Source organism: Halomonas urumqiensis (assembly GCF_003028575.1).
Lineage (GTDB): Bacteria > Pseudomonadota > Gammaproteobacteria > Pseudomonadales > Halomonadaceae > Halomonas > Halomonas urumqiensis.
The window spans coordinates 56717-75342 of the sequence record NZ_PYUD01000006.1 but is presented as its reverse complement, the minus strand read 5'-3'; the positions used below and the strand labels follow the sequence as shown (position 1 = coordinate 75342).

Genomic DNA, 18626 nt, shown 5'->3' with positions numbered 1-18626 from the left:
GGTCGCCACGGCTACGCAAGGCCGAGCCCCGGTGGTAAGGTAGGCGCCTGACAAAACCGCCTGGATCAACGCCCATGTCATCGCCTATAGGCCCCAAGGACGCCCCCCGCCGCATCCTGCTGGGCATCAGCGCCGGCATCGCCGCCTACAAGAGTGCCCAATTGGCTCGCCTGCTCAAACAGGCCGGATGTGAGGTGCGCGTGGTGATGACCGACGGTGCACAGGCGTTCATCACGCCCCTGACCCTCCAGGCCCTGACCGGCGAGCCGGTACGTACCTCGCTGCTCGACCCCGAAGCGGAAGCGGGAATGGGCCATATCGAGCTGGCGCGCTGGGCCGATACCATCCTGGTCGCCCCCGCCACCGCCGACCTGATGGCGCGCCTGGCGACCGGGCAGGCAGACGATCTGCTGACCACCCTGTGCCTGGCAAGCGATGCCGACAAGGTAATGGCGCCAGCCATGAACCAGGCCATGTGGCGCCACCCCGCCACCCAACGCAATGCCAGGCAACTGGCGGCCGATGGCTGGCGGTTGCTGGGCCCCGCCAGCGGCGACCAGGCCTGTGGTGATGTGGGGCCCGGGCGCATGCTGGAGCCCGAGGCCATCGCCGAGGCCATGTTGACGAGTGACATGCCGAGCCAGGCGACAGTCGACACCCAGGCCCAAGGCCTTCACGTGGTGATCACCGCCGGTCCGACCCGTGAGCCACTGGACCCGGTGCGCTACCTCTCCAATCATAGCTCCGGCAAGATGGGCTATGCCCTGGCCGAGGCGGCGGTAACGCTTGGCGCGCATGTCACGCTGATCAGCGGCCCGGTCAACCTGCCCTGCCCCGCCGGGGTGGAACGGCTCGATGTACAGACGGCCCAGGAGATGCACGACGCCAGCATGCGCCTGACGGCAAACTGCGACATCTTCATCGGCTGCGCGGCGGTGGCCGACTACCGAGCCACCCGACAGGCCGCACACAAGATCAAGAAGCGCGATGGTGAAGATGGCCTGACCCTGCAATTGGTGAAGAACCCGGACATCATCGCCTGCGTGGCAGCCAGTCGCCCCACCGGGTCACGCCACCCGCTGGTGGTGGGCTTCGCCGCCGAGACCCGCGAGCTTGAGACCTACGCCCGCGACAAGCTCACCCGCAAGGGACTCGACATGATCGTCGCCAACGATGTCTCGCAAGCCGGGCTCGGCTTCGGCGCCGATGACAACGCCGCCCTGGTGCTGTGGCTTGACAGTGCCGCACCCGATGGCACCGGCCATGAACAGTTGCCCGCGCAACCCAAGACGCAACTGGCGATGCACGTGCTGCGCCATGCCTTGGCGCGCCTGGCGGCCGGCGCCACACCCTGACCACCGGCCTGACCACCGCCATATCGAACCGCACACCCCTGGAAGCCCGACGATGACCGACAACGCCCCCTCCCTGCCCGCCAAACCGACACTGGCCGTCAAGCTGCTCGACCCGCGGATGGCCGACTACCTGCCCCGTTACGCGACATCCGGCTCCGCCGGCATGGATCTGCGCGCCCTGCTGGAGGCGCCGCTTGCCATCGCCCCTGGACAATGCGAGCTGGTGCGCACCGGGCTTGCCATTCACATTGCCGACCCTGGCCTTGCCGGGATGATCCTGCCGCGCTCAGGGCTTGGCCACAAGCACGGCATCGTGCTTGGCAACCTCGTTGGCCTGATCGATTCGGATTACCAGGGAGAGTTGATGGTCTCGGTGTGGAACCGCGGCCAGACCCCCTTCACGCTCGAGCCCTTCGAGCGCCTGGCACAGTACGTGCTTGTTCCGGTGGTGCAGGCCGAGCTCGAGGTTGTCGATGATTTCGCGGCCAGCGACCGGGGGGCGGGCGGCTTCGGCAGTTCCGGCAGCCACTGACGCGCCGCTCAACCGTCACCCTTTGGCGACATGTGCGGCACACTCTCGGCGCTCGAGGGTTCTCGGTACTGCTCAAGCAATCACCGACACCTGCAAAGGAATGACGACATGACACTCGATCCCAGGCCGGCCGTGCCGGCGTCGATCTTTCGCGCCTATGATATCCGCGGCATCGTCGACGACACACTCACCGAGCAGAGCGTCGAGATGATCGGCCGCGCCATCGGCAGCGCCGCCGCCGAGCGAGGGGAGTCGACGGTGGTGGTGGCCCGTGACGGCCGGCTCTCCGGCCCACGCCTGCAGGCCGCGCTGACCCGGGGGCTTTGCGCCGCCGGCCGCGATGTCATCGACATCGGCATGGTACCCACCCCGGTGCTCTACTTCGCCACCCACGTGCTCGATGACAGCGCCTCGGGGGTGATGGTCACCGGTAGCCACAACCCGCCGGACTACAATGGGCTGAAGATCGTGCTTTCCGGCGACACCCTCTCGGGCGATGCCATCACCGCCCTGCACCAGCGCATCGTCGATGGCGCGTTCCACGAGGGAGCAGGAAACGTACGCCAAGTCGATGTCCGCGCCGCCTATCTGGCACGCATCCTCGCCGACGTGCAGCTGGCCCGCCCGCTCAAGGCAGTCGTGGACTGCGGTAACGGCGTGGCCGGCGAGCTTGGCCCACAGCTAATAGAGCGACTGGGCGTCGACACCGTGCCGCTCTTCGCCGAGATCGACGGCACCTTCCCCAACCACCACCCGGACCCGGGCAAGCCCGAGAATCTGGCCGACCTGATCCGTGTGGTGCGCGAAACCGGCGCTGACATCGGCCTGGCCTTCGATGGCGATGGCGACCGCGTTGGCGTGGTCACCCCCCAAGGCAGGATGATCTATTCCGACCACCTGCTGATGGTGTTCGCCGAGGACATGCTGTCGCGCAACCCAGGGGCCCGGGTGATCTTCGATGTGAAGTGTACCGGCAACCTGACCCGGGTGATCGAGGAGGCCGGCGGCGAGCCGGAGATGTGGCGTACCGGCCATTCGCTGATCAAGGCGCGCATGAAGGAGACCGGGGCCCAGCTCGCCGGCGAGATGAGCGGCCATATCTTCTTCAAGGAGCGCTGGTACGGCTTCGACGATGGCCTGTATGGCGCGGCGCGCCTGCTCGAGATCCTCTCGCGCCAGGCTGACGACGCCGACAGCTTCTTCGCCCGCTACCCTCAGGATATCGGCACGCCCGAGATCAATGTCAGCGTCACCGACGACACCAAGTTCGACCTGGTGGAGCGACTGGCCCGCGAGGGGGACTTCGGTAACGAGGGCATCAAGACCACCCTCGACGGCATTCGCGTCGACTACCCGGACGGCTGGGGGCTGTGCCGTGCCTCCAATACCACGCCGGTGTTGGTGCTGCGCTTCGAAGGCAAGTCCGAGGCGGCTCTCGAGCGCATTCGCGGGCGCTTCGCCGACGCTCTGGCAACAGTCGCCCCCGAACTCGACTTCACGCTTTGAAACGTCGCGCCTTGAAACCTGCGCCTTGCTACATCGCGCATTGAAACATCGCGTATTGAAACATCAAGACTGCTGCCCACGCGGGCGGCAGCAACGAAAAGGGAACCCAGCATGAGTGAACAGACCCGTGATCCACGCCTGGTCGTGGAAGTGCTCTCCGAAGCGTTGCCCTATATCCAGCGCTTTTCCGGCAAGACCGTGGTGGTCAAGTACGGCGGCAACGCGATGACCGAGGACACCCTGATCGACTCCTTCGCCCGCGACATGGTGTTGATGAAGGAGGTCGGCATCAACCCGGTGGTGGTTCACGGAGGCGGCCCGCAGATCGGCGAACTGCTCAAGAAGCTCAACATCGAATCGCGCTTCGTCAACGGCATGCGGGTGACCGACGCCGAGACCATGGACGTGGTCGAAATGGTGCTGGGCGGGCTGGTCAACAAGGGCATCGTCAACCTGATCAACCAGAGCGGTGGCAAGGCGATCGGCCTGACTGGCAAGGATGGCAGCCAGATCCGCGCTCGCCAGCTCAAGGTCGAGCACCAGACCCCCGAAATGACCGCCCCCGAGATCATCGATATCGGCCATGTGGGAGAAGTGGAGCACGTCTCCACCGACCTGATCGAGATGCTCGCCGAACGCGACTTCATTCCGGTGATCGCACCGATCGGCGTCGATGCCAAGGGCCACAGCTACAACATCAATGCCGACCTGGTCGCCGGCAAGGTCGCCGAGGCACTGGGCGCCGAGAAGCTGATGCTGCTGACCAACGTCGCGGGCCTGATGAACGCCGAGGGCGAGGTGCTGACCGGGCTTTCCACCGCTCAAGTCGACGGCCTGATTGCCGATGGCACTATTCACGGAGGCATGTTGCCCAAGATCCGCTGCGCCCTGGAGGCGGTGAAGGGCGGTGTGGCGAGCGCCCACATCATCGATGGCCGCGTGGCCCATGCCACCTTGCTGGAGATCTTCACCAATGCAGGCGTCGGTACGCTGATCACCGACATCGAACAGGACATCCACGTCGACTGAGTCGGGTCGCGCCCCATCAGGATGAGTCGACCATGACACAAGAAAAGCACACTATGACGCAGGCAACTCCTACTCCCAGCCGTCGCGAGCAGATCCTTCAGGCCCTGGCGCTGATGCTCGAGGAAGATAGCGGCAAACGCATCACCGTGGCCGCCCTGGCCCGCCAGGTCGGCGTATCGGAGGCGGCTCTGTACCGCCACTTCCCCAGCAAGGCACGCATGTTCGAAGGGCTCATCGAATTCATCGAGGAGAGCCTGTTCGAACGCATCACGCGGATTCTCGAGGAGCAGCCCGAGGCCGTGCCCCGTTGCGGGGCGCTGCTGACCCTGCTGCTGGGCTTTGCAGAGAAGAACCCGGGGCTTTCACGGCTGCTCGGTGGCGACGCCCTGACCGGCGAGACCGCCCGCCTGCGCCTGCGCATCCACCAGCTCTTCGAGCGCTTGGAAACCCAGCTCAAGCAGATCCTGCGCGAGGCTGAACTGCGCGAGGGTCGCCGCCCGAGCCTGCCGGCCTCGGCGGCCGCCAATCTGCTGCTGGCGCAGGTCGAGGGGCGTATTTCCCAGTATGTGCGCAGCGACTTCAAGCGCCGACCCACCGAACACTGGGACGATCAGTGGGCGCTGCTGTCCGCCAATCTGTTGAGAGACAGCCCACAGCTGGCGCGCTTGTAGCAGCCACAAGAAAAAACCCTACCGGACGCCAGGTCCGATAGGGTTTTTCGCTCCAGCACGCGACAGCGCGGACGGGCACTTGACGACGCGTTACGCCGCTAGAGTGTCTCCAATCTGCTGGCGAATTTTCTTCATGGCGTTCTTCTCGAGCTGACGAATGCGCTCGGCGGACACACCATAGACGTCGGCAAGCTCATGCAGGGTAGCTTTCTGCTCGGCCAGCCAGCGGCGCTGCAGAATGTCCCGCGAACGCTCATCGAGTTGTTCGAGCGCGACTTGCAGCCGACGGGTCGAGTCGCCTTCCCAGTCGCTGTCCTCGAGTTGGGTGGCCGGATCGGCGGCGGCATCGTCAAGGAAGTGCACCGGGGCCTGCCAGGTGGACTCATCGTCCTCGCCTGGAGAGGCATCGTATCCTGCATCATGTGCCGAAAGGCGCCCTTCCATTTCGCGCACCACTTCGGGCTTGACGTCGAGATCACGCGCAATGGCATCGACCTCGTCATTGTTCAGCCAGGCCAGGCGCTTCTTGGCACTGCGCAGGTTGAAGAACAGCTTGCGCTGCGCCTTGGTGGTGGCGATCTTGACGATCCGCCAGTTGCGCAGCACGAATTCGTGAATCTCGGCTTTGATCCAGTGCACGGCGAAGGAGACCAGACGCACGCCCTGGTTGGGGTCGAAACGCTTGACCGCCTTCATCAACCCCACGTTGCCTTCCTGGATCAGGTCGGCCTGAGGAAGCCCGTAGCCGGAATAGCTGCGGGCAATGTGCACGACGAAACGCAGGTGAGAAAGAACCAGGCGGCGCGCCGCCTCGAGGTCGCCATCGTCGTGCAGGCGAAAGGCCAGCTCACGCTCCTCGTCGGCGGTCAGCATGGGAATGCCGTTGACCGCCTGGATGTAACCGTTGAGGTCGTGGCCCGGGGAGAGCTGGCCTACCGGCAGAAGACTGGTGCTCATGTGCAGAATGTCTCCTTGAGATGCCCTGTGTTCAAATGGTCGCGTGCCAAGGTCATGTGCGATAGCCAGCGTCGCGTTCATGAGGTCACGGTTGATCCATATAGGTAAAAACACATACAGGTACAAAACATGTGTGCAACAGGTGAACGCTGGCTTGGATGACGAAAACCAGAGAATGTTCCGTAATATGCCAGCGAATCATCCGAATACTACGGCTTGGCTGGACAATCGGCAACGGACTCAACGTGGCCGAATGCTCGCCAGGTGCCGACTGACGGCAATCCAGGCGCCCAACCAGCCAAGCAGTATACTACACCCGACCAGAATTGCCGACCCGCCAGGCCCCAGGTGCGGCAAGCTGAAGCTGGCGCCGTAGCTTGCCGCCAGGGTCGCGACAGGGGCCGCCAGCCACTCGCCGCCCAGCGCCAGCAACCCCCAGGCGATCAGGCCGCCGCCCAGGCCGTACCAGGCGCCACTATAAAGAAAGGGCCGGCGCACGAAGGCGTGGGTAGCGCCAATCAGGGTCACTACCTCGATCTCCTGGCGACGGCTCTCCACCGCCAGGCGAATGGTGTTGCCCACCACCAGCAGCACGCCGCCGCCAAACAGCACGCCCAGCGCCAGGGCCACACGTCGGCCCAGCTCGCCCAGATGGCGCAACCTCTCGACCCAGGCCAGGTCGAGACGCACCTCATCGACACCATTGACCTGCTCAAGCGATTCGCCAAGCACACGCATCGCCTGGGGTTCCGGTTCACGTGGCGTGACCACGATGCTGGCCGGCAAGGGGTTGGTATCGAGGCTGCCCAGCGCATCGGTCAGGCCCAGCGCCTGCTGGAATTCCGCCATGCCCTCGGCGGCGGTGATCAGCCGCGTGTTCGCCACCCCCTCGTGAGCGGCCAGGGCCTCGTCGATGCGCACTGCCTGGGCCTCCTCCACTTGCGCCGCTAGGTACACCGTCAGCGTGGCACTCTCCTCGAGCTCGGCATCCAGCAACTGGGCACTGTCCAGGGTCAACCACAACGCCGCAGGCAACACCAGGGCAATGGCGATGGCCAGCATGGTCAACAGGCTACCCACCGGGGCGCGGAAGAGTCGCCAGGCACTGTCCTGGCACATCAGTCGGTGGTGGCGTGCCCAGCCACGCAACCGGCTACGAGGCTGGCGGCGGTGCGTGCGTGCGCCACGCGGCGTGGGTGAGGGCGTTGGCCTGGGACTCATGCCGCCACCTCGTCGGCCACCAGCCGGCCGTCGCGCAACCGCAGGATACGGTGGTGCAGGCGAGCGATCAGTGCCAGGTCGTGGCTTGCGATCATCACCGTGGTGCCGATGCGATTGAAGTCTTCGAACAGCGTCATGATGTCGGCGGAGAGCTGCGGATCGAGGTTGCCGGTCGGCTCGTCGGCCAGCAACAAGGAAGGCTTGTTGACCACCGCACGGGCAATGCCGACACGCTGTTGCTCACCCCCGGAAAGCTCGATCGGCAGTGCCTTCTCCCGATGCAAGAGCCCCACCTTGTCGAGTGCCGCGCGCACCCGGCGCGCCGCCTCACGGGGCTCAACGCCCTGGATGTCCAGCGGCAGCGCCACGTTATGATAGATGGAGCGATCGAAGAGCAGCTGGTGATCCTGGAACACCACGCCGATCTGGCGGCGATAGAAGGGCACCTGGCTCGCATGCAGGCGCGCGATATCGTGGCCGGCCACCAGTACCCGTCCTCGGCTGGGCCGTTCCAGGCGCATGATCAGCCGCAAAAGCGAGCTCTTGCCCGCCCCTGAATGACCGGTGAGAAACACCATCTCACCGCGCCGCACACGGAAGTCGATATTGGCGAGCGCCTCGAAGCGCCCTCCGTAGCGCTTGCCGACGTGCTCGAAATCGATCATGACGTGCCGTCGTCCCGGTCACCCCTATCTCGGTCAAACAGGGCATCGACGAATTCGCGCGCCACGAACGGGCGCAGATCATCCAGCGACTCGCCGACCCCGATGAAGCGAATCGGCGTGCCGAGCTGCTTGGCCAGGGCGAAGATGATGCCGCCCTTGGCAGTACCGTCGAGCTTGGTCAGCGTCACGCCGGTGATCGGCACCGCCTCGTTGAAGGTCGCCGCCTGGGAGATGGCGTTCTGGCCGGTGCCGGCGTCGAGCACCAGCATCACCTCGTGGGGAGCCGTGGCGTCGAGCTTGCCCATCACGCGATGTACCTTCTTGAGTTCCTCCATCAAGTGCGCCTTGTTATGCAGGCGACCGGCGGTATCGGCGATCAGCACATCGACCTTGCGCGCCTTGGCGGCGGCCACGGCATCGAAGATCACCGATGCACTATCGGCGCCGGTGTGCTGGGCGATCACCGGCACCTTGTTGCGCTCACCCCACACCTTCAGCTGCTCAACCGCCGCCGCCCGGAAGGTGTCGCCGGCGGCCAGCATCACGCTTCTGCCCTCGCGCTGGAAGCGCTGGGTCAACTTGCCGATGGTGGTCGTCTTGCCCACCCCATTGACCCCCACCACCAGGATCACGAACGGCCCATCGCCCTTGGCAGGCATCACCAGCGGCTGGGTCACCGGCTCGAGCATGTCGGCCAGTTCCTCCTGCAGGGCGCGATACAACGCCTCGCTGTCCTGGAGCTCCTTGCGCGATACCCGCTCGGTCAGCCGTTCGATGATCTCGGTGGTAGCCTCGATACCCACGTCCGCCATGAGCAGTTGGGTTTCAAGGTCCTCCATCAACTCGTCGTCGATCTGTTTCCTGCCCAGAAACAGACCCGCCAGGCCCTCGGTAAAATTGGCGCGGGTCTTGCCAAGCCCGGAGCGGATGCGCGCGAACCAGCCCTTGCGCTCCTCGCCACCCGGCTTTTCCTGCAATACCGCGGCGGGCTCGGGCTCGGGCTCGGGCTCGGGCTCGGGCTCGGGCTCGGGCTCGGGCTCGGGCTCGGGCTCGGGCTCGGGCTCGGGCTCGGGCTCGGGCTCGGGCTCGGGCTCGGGCTCGGGCTCGGCAGCAGGCTGGCTTGCTACCTCGGGCTCGTCCAGCGGTGCGTTCCTGACCGGCTCGATATCAGCATCCAGGCGTTCGCTCTGCGCTGCTTCACTCTCCGGCGCCTCATGCTCATGCGCGACATTCTCGGTCGGCTCAGAGTCATGCCCAGTCGCCACATCGGCAATGTCGGCTGTCGGCTCGCCGCTATCAGCAAGCGCCTCATCGGTCTGCCGTTCGCTGTCCTGCTCCTGACGGGCCTGCTGTTCTTGCTGCTTCTGCTTGCGCTTGAAAAAACCGAACATGGGGAGAAATCAGCCTCGCGGGTGAACGAATCGCCACATCCTACCACTGCGCACCATGACTGTGGATAAGCCAACCGGTACAATCCCGGGCATGACGCGACGCTCACCCCGCCCCCGCCGCCATGGCAAACCCGCAACGCCACGCCGGAACGGCAAGGATGGCGGGCGGCTGCGCATCATCGGCGGCGACTATCGCCGTCGCCTGCTGCCGGTGCTGGATTGCCCCGGCTTGCGCCCGACCCCTGACCGGGTACGCGAGACGCTGTTCAACTGGCTGGCCGCGGCCCTGCCTGGCGCCCATGTACTCGACCTGTTCGCCGGCACCGGTGCACTGGGACTCGAGGCGTTGTCGCGGGGCGCACGGGACGCCTGCTTCGTCGAGCGTGATTCGCGAGTGGCCCGCCAGCTTGCCGACAACCTGGCCACGCTCGGTGTCGGCGAGCGTGGCCAGGTGGCCACCCAGGAGGCGAGCACCTTTCTCACCGGCCAGCCACGCCCCTTTCACCTGGTATTCCTCGACCCCCCCTTTCGCCAGGGGCTTGCCGCTGCCTGCTGCCAGAAACTTGAGGCGGGCTGGCTGTGTGACCGTGCGTTCATCTACCTGGAAGTCGAAGCGGAGCTGGCCCCCGAGGTGCCCGCCAACTGGACGCTGCACCGGGAGGTGCGTGCCGGAGACAGCTACGGACGCCTGTATGCTCGCCACTCTGTGTGAGGCCCTGCGTGAAGCCCTGCGTAAAGCCCTGCGTAAAGCCCCCAGGCAGGAAACCCGGCCCTCGCCAATGGCCCCAGCGCCGTGATTCGGTGCTTGCCGAGGCTGCCACTCGGCGTTACGCTGCGGGCTTGATTATCCCTGAGCCCGTCACCCGCTCGGGGCCAAGCCCGGCCGCAAGGACACCGTCAGGAGAAAAGGATGAGCATCGAACTCTTCAACCGGCTCGAACAGAAAGTCAGCAATGCCGTCGAGGCACTGGAGCTGTTGAAAATGGAAGCCGAGGAGCTTCGCGAAGAGAATAGCCGCTTGAAGCAGGAGCGCGAGGAGTGGGAAAACCGCCTCTCGGCGCTGCTCGGCAAGTTCGACGACGTGGACGCCGGCAACAACGACTGACGCCATCCGCCACGCCGAGGTGTCAGCCCCGTAAACCCACCGGCAGGCCGGTGGGTTTACTCGTCATGGGGGTCATCAAGGGGGAGTGACATCAATATCGCATCTTCACGCTTCGCACCGGCCTCACGCGGGGGGTAGTAGCCCTTGCGGCGCCCCTCCTCCAGGCAACCGAAGCGCCGATACAGTGCCTTGGCGGGAGCGTTGTCAGCCCTGACCTCCAGCAAAAGCCTTTCGCTTTGCCAGGCGCTCGCCTGTGCGACCACCTCCCTCATCAGCTCGGCGGCAAGCCCGTGCCGGCGCTGCCGCTCGGCAACCAGCATGGCTTGCAGCTCCGCCTCGAAGGGTAGCCTTGCCACCACGGCATAGCCCGACAACTCACCGCCTCGCACCACGCCGAACACCACTAACTCCGGGTCGGCAAGAGCCCTGGAAAGTTGGTCGCGTGACCAGGCAGGGAAGGGATTACCGGTCTCGATCTCTACCAAAGCATCGAGATCGTCACACGTCAGGCGGCGCATCATCCGCGTTCTCCACGCCCTGAGCTGACGAATGCCAGGCATCGCGCCATTCGGCCAGTATCGGCAGCAGCGCACGCTTGTCGGCCGCACTGCCGGCAAGCGTGTCGAGCGAAGGCCCCTGCCAGGCGGGCAAATCCAGCAGCGGGCAGTGGCCGGCCTCGAGCGTGACCACCCGGGCAAGCGTCTCATCATGACCAAACATCAGCAGCCGTTGTGGCCGCCAGCCTCTTCGTCCGCACCCCGCCACGAAGGCGGCAAAACCCTCGCGAGCCTCTTCCAGGGGCGCATACACCGGCATCCCCTCCGCGAGGGGCCAACTGAATGCCTCGAAGGCGACAGTGTGACCGGGATCGATGCCGGCCGCGTGAAGCAGGTTATCAAGCAGCCGATGGGCGGGAGCGCCTGGCGACTCGCTACCCGGTAGCAACACCAGCCAGCGGCCATCGAGACAACCGACCTGCACGGTATAGCGGAGTGCCTCGGCAGGCTCGGCGGTGGCGGGCTCGGTGGGAATGGTCGGCGATGACTCCGCGGCGACCTCCTCCGGCACATCGCCAAGCAGGGCTCTGGCCTTGCGGGAATTGGCCGGACGCTGGGTGCGCTCGCGAGCGGGCTGCGGGGCTTCACGCACCAGGGGTTGCGGCGTCACTGCCTCGTCGAGCAGGGCGTGCAGCCGGTCACCAGGCGCCTCGGCAGGGGCGGCTTCGGGCATGTCCCACTCACAGACTGGCGTGGGCCGGGCATTGGGCAGCGTATAGCGAGCCACCCAAGCGGTGATACCCATCGCCTCGAGATACTGCAGGCGCTGCGGTTCGGCTGTCACGATGCCCCGCCACCCCGACAATCGGGCGACTCGGGACGCGCCTCGCCACGCGCCGCCCACTCATCAGGCGTATAGAGATGCAGAGCCAGCGCATGCACGGGACCCGACAGCTCGTCGGCAAGCAAGGCGTAGATCTGCTGGTGGCGCTTGACCGGCATCAGGCCCTTGAAGCTTGCCGAGACCAGGGTCACCTTAAAATGGGTCTCGGAATCCGCCGGCACGTTATGGCGGTGGCTCTCGTTCTCCACCGCGAGTGCCACGGGCTCGAGGGACTGCAGCTTGTCTTCGATGGTTGACTGGATTCGCATGGCGATTCCCCGGTGATGAACAGGATGACCCATTGTACTCGTTCTGGCGTTCACTTCAGCCGTCCCGTTCGAGACGATGAAGGGGTCGGTGCAGCCTCGCGATTGGCCGCGCGTCGGCGCGCCTGGGCGGCACCCGCCAACGGCATGCGCGCAAGGCTTGCCACCAGTGACAGGACGCAGGCCGCCCCACCGACCCACAAGGTGGCTTGCACCGGCAGGCCCACCGCCAGGAAGGCACCGACCAGCGCCACCCCGAAGGATTGGCCTACGGTGCGCGTGGTGCTCATCATGCCCGAGGCACTGGCACTCAGCGCGGCTGGCGTGCTGGCCATCATCTCGCGGTTGTTGGGCGGCTGGAACAGGCCGAAACCCAGCCCGCAGAGCGCCGTCCGCCACAAGCCATCGAGCACACCGGCATCCGCCTCGAGCAGCGCCAGCGAGGCAAACCCCATCATCAGCAACAGCAAGCCCGTGCTTGCGATCACGCTCGGGTTCAGCTTGTCGGCCAGGCGCCCTGCCACTGGCCCCACCAGCATGATGGCGAGCGGCCAAGGCGTGAACAGCCAGGCGGTTTGCAGCGGCGTGAAACCCATCTCCTGCTGGTAGAGAAAGGACAGCGCGACGAAGGCCAGCCCCTGGCCGATGAAGGCCAGCCCCGAGGCACACACCGCCAGGCTGAAACGTGGCTCCTGGAACAGTGACAGTGGCAGCAACGGAAAACTGGCACGCCGTTGGCGCTGCACGAACAGCACCGCGGCCGTGACACTGATCACCACGCCTGCCGCCACCTGCCAGGCAGGCGCTCGATGACCGATGGCGTCCAGCGCCAGGAACAAGCTCGCCAGCATCACCACCGACAGCAGCGCCCCCACACCATCGAAGCCATGCCAGCGGCCCTTTTCCCTCGGCAGGGCGCGCCAGGCCAGAGAGAGCGCGACGCAACCCAATGGCAAGTGCAAGGCAAACAACCACGGCCACTCGGCAACCGAGAGCAATAGCCCGCCAATGGCAGGCCCCGCGGCGTAGCCGCCGGCCACCACCATCGCGCTCAAGCCCAGGGCGCTACCCAGCAACCGCGAGGGAAAGATCGAGCGATAGATCGCGGGGCCTATGGACAGGGTGGCCGCAGCGCCGAGCCCCTGCAAAGCGCGAAACACCAGCAGCGACTCGAAACTCGTGGAGAGTGCGCTGCCGAGTGCAGCCAGGGTGAACACGCCCACCCCTGCCACGTAGAGCCGGCGGCGGCTGACCAGTGCGCTCAACGCAGCGAACACCAGCAGGAACGCCGCGCAGACGATCTGGAACAGGTTGGTCACCCAGACGGCACGCGAGGCCGAAACGTCCAGGCTCACGGCGATCGATGGCAGGGCGATATTGACCATGGTGGTGTCGACCACCGCCATCAGGGTGCCCAGCACCAGCGCCAGCACCGCCTGGCGCCGCTCGGGGCCCGGCAAACCATCATCGCCAGGTCGCGTATCGAAGAGTCGACTCATCTCGCCTCTTGGTTTCAGGGTGCAGGGAATCAGGGCCCAGACGCAGGAAACCGGCCGAAGCCGGTTTCTCGATCACGGATATCTCCGCGGGCCAGGCCTGGGCGTCGGTCAATCCTGTTCGACATCCACCAGCAGGGCATCGTCGACTTCCGAGATTTCAAGCGCCGTCTCATGATCGAGGTCGATCGCCAGGTAGCTGTGTTCGACCTGCAGGAAGCGCTGGAAGAGGGCCCAGTCGACGCTCTCCGGCCACTGTCGTTCGTCTTCCTCCCAGGCGCGAAGCTCAGTCTCGAGAATCTCGAGGTAGCGCTCGTGAACGAAGGTCTCGAGCGCTTCCGGCGTGTCCATTTCCGGAATCAGGTAGACGGTACTTTCGCGTTCGACATCGGTAAGGTCGAGGTCATCATCGCCCATGGTCGGCTCCAGGGCGTTGATCCAATCCACGAAGTGCTGGGTCGGCCGGACGCTCAAGGCTGAGCGGTTTAGCAGTTTCATGGGAGTCTCCTCGACGTCGAAACGCTGACCATTATGGGCGTTGGCCGCGTCGGTTACCAATACTTCCACGCCCTGGCAATAAAACGGGGCTACTTCGCCAATAGGCCCCGACGTGTCGGACAATCTGGAAGGGGCTGTACCGGCGACAGGACTAAGAGGAGGCGCTGTGAATACTTCCCTGTAAGCTACTTTTGCCTTCCATGGCAAAAGACCTCCTCTACGACCTGTCCCCGGCGCCCCAGCATAGACACTTCACGTGGCCGAAGCGCAGCCCCTTCAGTCTCCTTCGGGGCGCATGGCGGGGAACAGCAACACATCGCGGATCGAGGCACTGTCGGTGAACAGCATCACCAGGCGGTCGATACCGATGCCCTCGCCGGCGGTGGGCGGCAGGCCCACTTCCAGCGCGCGCACGTAATCGGCGTCGAAGAACATCGCCTCCAGGTCGCCGGCATCCTTCTCGGCTACCTGCTCGCGGAAGCGCTCGGCCTGGTCCTCGGCATCGTTGAGCTCCGAGAAGCCATTGGCGATCTCGCGCCCGCCGACGAAGAACTCGAAGCGTTCGGTGACGAAGGGATCGCTGTCCTTGCGCCGCGCCAGCGGGCTGACTTCGGTGGGGTAGTCGGTGATGAAGGTCGGCTGCTTGAGGCGGTGTTCCACGGTCTTCTCAAAGATCTCGATCTGGATCTTGCCAAGCCCCCAGCCATCCTTGACGTCGATGTCCAGCCGCTCGGCGATCTGGCGCGCCGCCGACTCGTCGGACAAGGCGGCGGCATGAATGTCCGGGTTGAACTCGAGAATCGCATCGAACACCGACAGCCTGGTCAGCGGCTTGCCGAAGTCATACTCGTAGGTCTCCAGCACCTCGCCTTCATTGTTGCGCACGGTATTGACCACCTTGGTGGTGCCCAGCACGTCGCGCGCCAGGGTGCGCAGCAGCTCCTCGGTGAGGTCCATCAGGTCATGGTAGTCCGCGTAGGCCTGATAGAACTCGACCATGGTGAATTCGGGGTTGTGCCGCGTCGAGAGCCCTTCGTTGCGGAAGTTGCGGTTGATCTCGAAGACCCGCTCGAAACCGCCCACCACCAGACGCTTGAGGTACAGCTCCGGGGCGATACGCAGGTACATGTCGATGTCCAGCGCATTGTGGTGGGTGACGAACGGCCGCGCCGTGGCGCCCCCCGGAATCGGCTGCAACATGGGGGTTTCGACCTCCATGTAGCCGCGCGCCTCGAAGAAGCGCCGCATCACGCTGATGATCCCGGCACGGGTTTCGAAGACCTTGCGCGAATCCGGGTTCATGATCAGGTCGACATAGCGCTGACGGTAACGCGCTTCCATGTCGGTCAGGCCATGGAACTTGTCGGGCAGCGGGCGCAGGCTCTTGGTCAGAAGCCTGGCCTCGACCATCATCACGTACAGGTCACCCTTGCCGGACTTGTGGACCGGCCCGCGGGCGGCCACGATATCACCGATGTCCCAGCGCTTGATGTCCTCCAGGGTCGCCTCCGGCAGCCCCTTCTTGTCGACGTAGAGCTGGATCTGTCCGGTCACGTCCTGAATGACGATGAATGGCCCACGCTTGCGCATGATCCGCCCGGCCACCGCCGCCTGGCGGTCGAGCGCCTCGAGCTCGGCCTTGTCCTTGTCGCCCAGTTCCTCGATCAGACTGGCCGCCTGGCTGTCGCGACGAAAATCGTTGGGAAAGACACTTTCACCGCGCGAATCGGCAAGCTGGCGGCGCTCGGCCAGCTTGGCACGACGCTCGGCAATCAGCCGGTTCTCGTCGCTTTGCGGGCTTTCCGGTGAGGAACTCTGGTTGACCATGTTGCTACCTGTCTAGGGATTGGACTGCGGGCTCAGGGCTGGTGTTAGAGGCCTTGCTTGAGGCTTGCGACGATGAACTGGTCGAGGTCGCCATCCAGCACCTTGTCGCAATTGCTGGTTTGCACGCCGGTGCGCAGGTCCTTGATGCGCTGGTCGTCCAGCACATAGGAGCGGATCTGGCTTCCCCAGCCGATGTCGGCCTTGGACTCCTCGGCCTCCTGCTTGGCGGTATTGCGCTTTTGCATCTCCAGTTCCCACAACTTCGCCTTCAACTGCTTCATGGCGAAATCGCGGTTGGCATGCTGACTGCGCTGGTTCTGGCAAGCCACCACCACGCCGGTGGGCTCGTGGGTGATCCGTACCGCCGAGTCGGTGGTGTTGACGTGCTGGCCACCGGCACCGCTGGAGCGATAGGTATCGACTCGCAGGTCGGCCGGGTTGATCTCGACCTCGAAGTTGTCATCCACTTCAGGCGACAGGAATACCGAGGCAAACGAGGTATGGCGACGACCGCCTGAGTCGAAGGGGCTCTTGCGCACCAGGCGGTGCACGCCGGTTTCGGTGCGCAACCAGCCGAAGGCGTAATCGCCCTGCACGTGAATGGTGGCCGACTTGATGCCAGCCACCTCACCTGCCGAGGCCTCGATGATCTCGGCCTTGAAACCATGATGCTCGGCCCAGCGCAGGTACATGCGCAACAGGATGTTGGCCCAATCCTGGGCCTCGGTGCCACCGGAACCGGACTGAATGTCCAGGTAGGCGTTGTTCTCGTCCATCTCACCGGAGAACATGCGCCGGAACTCGAGTTTTTCGAGGCTTGCCTGCATGCCATCGAGCTCCTTGCGGACCTCCTCGACGGTGTCCTCGTCCTCCTCCATTTCGGCGAGCTCAAGCAGGTCGCGACTATCCGCGAGCCCCTGGTCGAGTTCATCGATGGTGGCGACGATCTGCTCGAGCGATGCCCGCTCCTTGCCGAGCTTCTGGGCATAGTCAGGGTCGTTCCAGACCCCGGCATCCTCGAGCTCGCGAGTGACTTCCTCTAGCCGATCCTTCTTCTCGGCATAGTCAAAGATACCCCCTAAGGACATCTGTCCGCTCAGACAGGTCCTTGATGAGAGTGTGAATCGGGTTGGTTTCCAGCATGGGGCTCATCCGAGTCTGCGATGGAAAAAACGACCACCGTGGCGCCGACCGAAGGTCGAAGCACGCCATTCGAACCACAGTGGAGCGGAAAAGGCGCTTATTGTAGCGAATGCGCCGACGCCCCGCATCCATGCAGCAGCCCTGTCATTCACGACAGACCCTGACACACGCGACCCGGCCATGGGCCGGGTCGCGTTGTGCTCGAGGTGGAGGTATCGCCGGTCAGAACCGATAGGTCAACTGGGCGCCAAAGCCATGGGCCTGGTTCTTGTAATCGGCCGAGTAGCTGGCCCCACCCACCGGCACACCACCGGTCTGGGGGCTTGCCAGCAGGTCGGCGCGCTCCTGGCTGACATTGGTGCCACGCTCGGTCAGATAGGAGTAGGCGAGATCCAGGGTCAGGTTGTCAGTGGGGCTCCAGCCGGCACCAATCGAGAAGATGCGCCGATCATCGGAGGGAATGCGCACGCTGCGGAACTCATCGCTTGACGGCGTGTTATCGATGGTCAACCCGGCACGCAACGCCCACTGTGGATTGAGCTGGTACTCGCCCCCCACCGCGAAGGCCCAGGCGTCGGAATAGTTCTGGGTTTCCTGGGTGATGGTGTTGCCCTGGCTGCCTTCGACCAGGATCTGGTCGAAGCGGTCCCAGCGCACCCATGACACACCCGCCATCAGCTTGAGCCTGTCGTTCATCTGCTGGGTGATCGAGAAGTTGACCGATTCCGGGGTGGTCAGTTCGAGGCTGGCGTCATCGGCGCGGACCACATTGCCTGCCGGATCGAAGGCACGGAAGTCACCGGTCAGGGTGTAGTCGACCTTGGAGCGATAGGTCAGGCCCAACGATGTCTCGGGAATCGGCTGGTACATCACGCCGAGGTTGTAGCCCCAGCCATCGTCACTGCCTTCGACACGCGAGTCGATATCCGCTGCGGGGTTGAAGGTCGGCTCTGACGGCAGTTGACGGCGTAGCTCGCCCTCGACCTGGTTGTAGGTGATACCCAGGCCAACCGACCATTGGTCGTTGAAGCGATAGGACACCGTGGGCTGGGCGCTGATCACCCTGAGCTCGGTGTAGTCACCGAAATAGCGTCCCTGGAAATCATCTTCGTAGTCGGTGTTGGAACCAAAAGGCGCATAGACCCCGAAACCGAAGGCCAGCTTCTCGGTCACCGGCTGCGCATAAAAGGCAAACGGAATCGGTGAGCCGGGCACCATGTCGCCCTCATTGCCCCCGGGGATGTCGCCCACCGGGACCTGCACCCCCATCGGCGCACCTCCCTGGGCGACACCGGCATCCAGATTGCGGCTGGCTTCGACATTGGTGATATCGGTGCTGACATCCAGGTAGGTCGCACCCGCAGTGACCTGGGCACGGTCCAGAAACGACATGCCGGCGGGGTTGCCGAAGACGATGGTCGCATCGTTGACGTTGGAACTGCGACCCGCATGGCCATAGCCCTGGCCGCTGACGCTCTGTTCGTTGATCTGGTAGCCACCGGCGTGTGCCTGACCGGCGACGGCCGCAGCGGCGATAGCCACGGCCCAGGTGAGCTTGTTGAACTTGTTATGCATGGCGTGTGG

At 64.7% G+C, this 18626-nt stretch carries 19 protein-coding genes; 7 read left to right on the top strand and 12 right to left on the bottom strand.

Annotation, left to right across the window (positions count from 1 at the left end):
- Positions 1–74 precede the first annotated feature (74 nt).
- From coaBC to slmA, 5 genes are all read left to right on the top strand, one after another.
- Positions 75–1355 carry a bifunctional phosphopantothenoylcysteine decarboxylase/phosphopantothenate--cysteine ligase CoaBC gene (gene coaBC / locus C6V82_RS14450; RefSeq protein WP_102588039.1) on the top strand — a complete coding sequence of 427 codons (1281 nt, stop codon included), beginning with the start codon at positions 75–77 and terminating at the stop codon, positions 1353–1355.
- 52 nt (positions 1356–1407) lie between these two features.
- A complete protein-coding gene (gene dut, locus C6V82_RS14445; protein WP_102588040.1) occupies positions 1408–1887 on the top strand; it encodes a dUTP diphosphatase in 480 nt (159 codons plus the stop codon).
- A gap of 108 nt (positions 1888–1995) precedes the next feature.
- A complete protein-coding gene (locus tag C6V82_RS14440; RefSeq protein ID WP_102588041.1) occupies positions 1996–3393 on the top strand; it encodes a phosphomannomutase/phosphoglucomutase in 1398 nt (465 codons plus the stop codon).
- Positions 3394–3504: 111 nt separating this feature from the next.
- A complete protein-coding gene (gene argB / locus C6V82_RS14435) occupies positions 3505–4422 on the top strand; it encodes an acetylglutamate kinase (protein ID WP_102588042.1) in 918 nt (305 codons plus the stop codon).
- A 53-nt stretch (positions 4423–4475) separates the two neighbouring features.
- Positions 4476–5093 carry a nucleoid occlusion factor SlmA gene (gene slmA, locus C6V82_RS14430; RefSeq protein WP_102588043.1) on the top strand — a complete coding sequence of 206 codons (618 nt, stop codon included), beginning with the start codon at positions 4476–4478 and terminating at the stop codon, positions 5091–5093.
- A gap of 90 nt (positions 5094–5183) precedes the next feature.
- Here the strand turns inward: slmA and rpoH are convergent, their stop codons facing one another.
- The 4 genes from rpoH to ftsY all read right to left on the bottom strand — a co-directional run bounded on the left by rpoH (position 5184) and on the right by ftsY (position 9327).
- Entirely contained in the window at positions 5184–6050 is an 867-nt protein-coding gene (gene rpoH, locus C6V82_RS14425) for an RNA polymerase sigma factor RpoH (RefSeq protein WP_102588044.1), read from the bottom strand.
- A 240-nt stretch (positions 6051–6290) separates the two neighbouring features.
- Complete coding sequence (ftsX, locus tag C6V82_RS14420) at positions 6291–7271, bottom strand: permease-like cell division protein FtsX (protein WP_102588045.1); 981 nt, start codon at positions 7269–7271, stop codon at positions 6291–6293.
- Complete coding sequence (gene ftsE, locus C6V82_RS14415) at positions 7268–7936, bottom strand: cell division ATP-binding protein FtsE (RefSeq protein WP_102588046.1); 669 nt, start codon at positions 7934–7936, stop codon at positions 7268–7270. The genes ftsX and ftsE overlap by 4 nt, the downstream gene beginning before the upstream one ends.
- Positions 7933–9327, bottom strand: coding sequence for a signal recognition particle-docking protein FtsY (gene ftsY / locus C6V82_RS14410; protein WP_107164744.1), 1395 nt, complete (start codon positions 9325–9327; stop codon positions 7933–7935). Before ftsY ends, ftsE begins: the two co-directional genes overlap by 4 nt.
- Positions 9328–9418: 91 nt before the next feature.
- On the opposite strand from ftsY, the gene rsmD reads away from it, so the two are divergent.
- Together rsmD and C6V82_RS14400 are read left to right on the top strand one after the other, a co-directional pair.
- Positions 9419–10039 carry a 16S rRNA (guanine(966)-N(2))-methyltransferase RsmD gene (gene rsmD, locus C6V82_RS14405; RefSeq protein WP_102588048.1) on the top strand — a complete coding sequence of 207 codons (621 nt, stop codon included), beginning with the start codon at positions 9419–9421 and terminating at the stop codon, positions 10037–10039.
- Positions 10040–10237: 198 nt separating this feature from the next.
- On the top strand, positions 10238–10432 hold the full coding sequence (locus C6V82_RS14400) for a cell division protein ZapB (RefSeq protein ID WP_102588049.1): 195 nt from the start codon (positions 10238–10240) through the stop codon (positions 10430–10432).
- A 56-nt stretch (positions 10433–10488) separates the two neighbouring features.
- Here C6V82_RS14400 and C6V82_RS14395 read toward each other — a convergent pair whose 3' ends face one another.
- From C6V82_RS14395 to C6V82_RS14360, 8 genes are all read right to left on the bottom strand, one after another.
- Complete coding sequence (locus C6V82_RS14395) at positions 10489–10953, bottom strand: GNAT family N-acetyltransferase (protein ID WP_102588050.1); 465 nt, start codon at positions 10951–10953, stop codon at positions 10489–10491.
- A complete protein-coding gene (locus tag C6V82_RS14390) occupies positions 10931–11773 on the bottom strand; it encodes a hypothetical protein (RefSeq protein ID WP_102588051.1) in 843 nt (280 codons plus the stop codon). The genes C6V82_RS14395 and C6V82_RS14390 overlap by 23 nt, the downstream gene beginning before the upstream one ends.
- Positions 11770–12081 (bottom strand): BolA family protein, encoded by a 312-nt coding sequence (locus C6V82_RS14385; RefSeq protein ID WP_102588052.1) that lies wholly within the window; start codon positions 12079–12081, stop codon positions 11770–11772. Before C6V82_RS14385 ends, C6V82_RS14390 begins: the two co-directional genes overlap by 4 nt.
- Before the next feature lie 50 nt (positions 12082–12131).
- Positions 12132–13577 (bottom strand): MFS transporter, encoded by a 1446-nt coding sequence (locus C6V82_RS14380; RefSeq protein WP_102588053.1) that lies wholly within the window; start codon positions 13575–13577, stop codon positions 12132–12134.
- Positions 13578–13685: 108 nt separating this feature from the next.
- Complete coding sequence (locus C6V82_RS14375) at positions 13686–14072, bottom strand: hypothetical protein (RefSeq protein ID WP_102588054.1); 387 nt, start codon at positions 14070–14072, stop codon at positions 13686–13688.
- Between the two features lie 276 nt (positions 14073–14348).
- The gene (lysS, locus tag C6V82_RS14370) at positions 14349–15899 is read right to left on the bottom strand and encodes a lysine--tRNA ligase (protein ID WP_102588055.1); all 1551 of its coding nucleotides are present in this window, start codon (positions 15897–15899) and stop codon (positions 14349–14351) included.
- Positions 15900–15943: 44 nt separating this feature from the next.
- Positions 15944–17042 (bottom strand): peptide chain release factor 2 gene (gene prfB / locus C6V82_RS14365; RefSeq protein WP_102588056.1). Its coding sequence is split into 2 segments (ribosomal slippage): positions 15944–16966 and positions 16968–17042, totalling 1098 coding nucleotides; the frame shifts between segments, so codons are not numbered across the junction.
- 222 nt (positions 17043–17264) lie between these two features.
- The gene (locus C6V82_RS14360; protein WP_102588057.1) at positions 17265–18617 is read right to left on the bottom strand and encodes an OmpP1/FadL family transporter; all 1353 of its coding nucleotides are present in this window, start codon (positions 18615–18617) and stop codon (positions 17265–17267) included.
- Positions 18618–18626 lie beyond the last annotated feature (9 nt).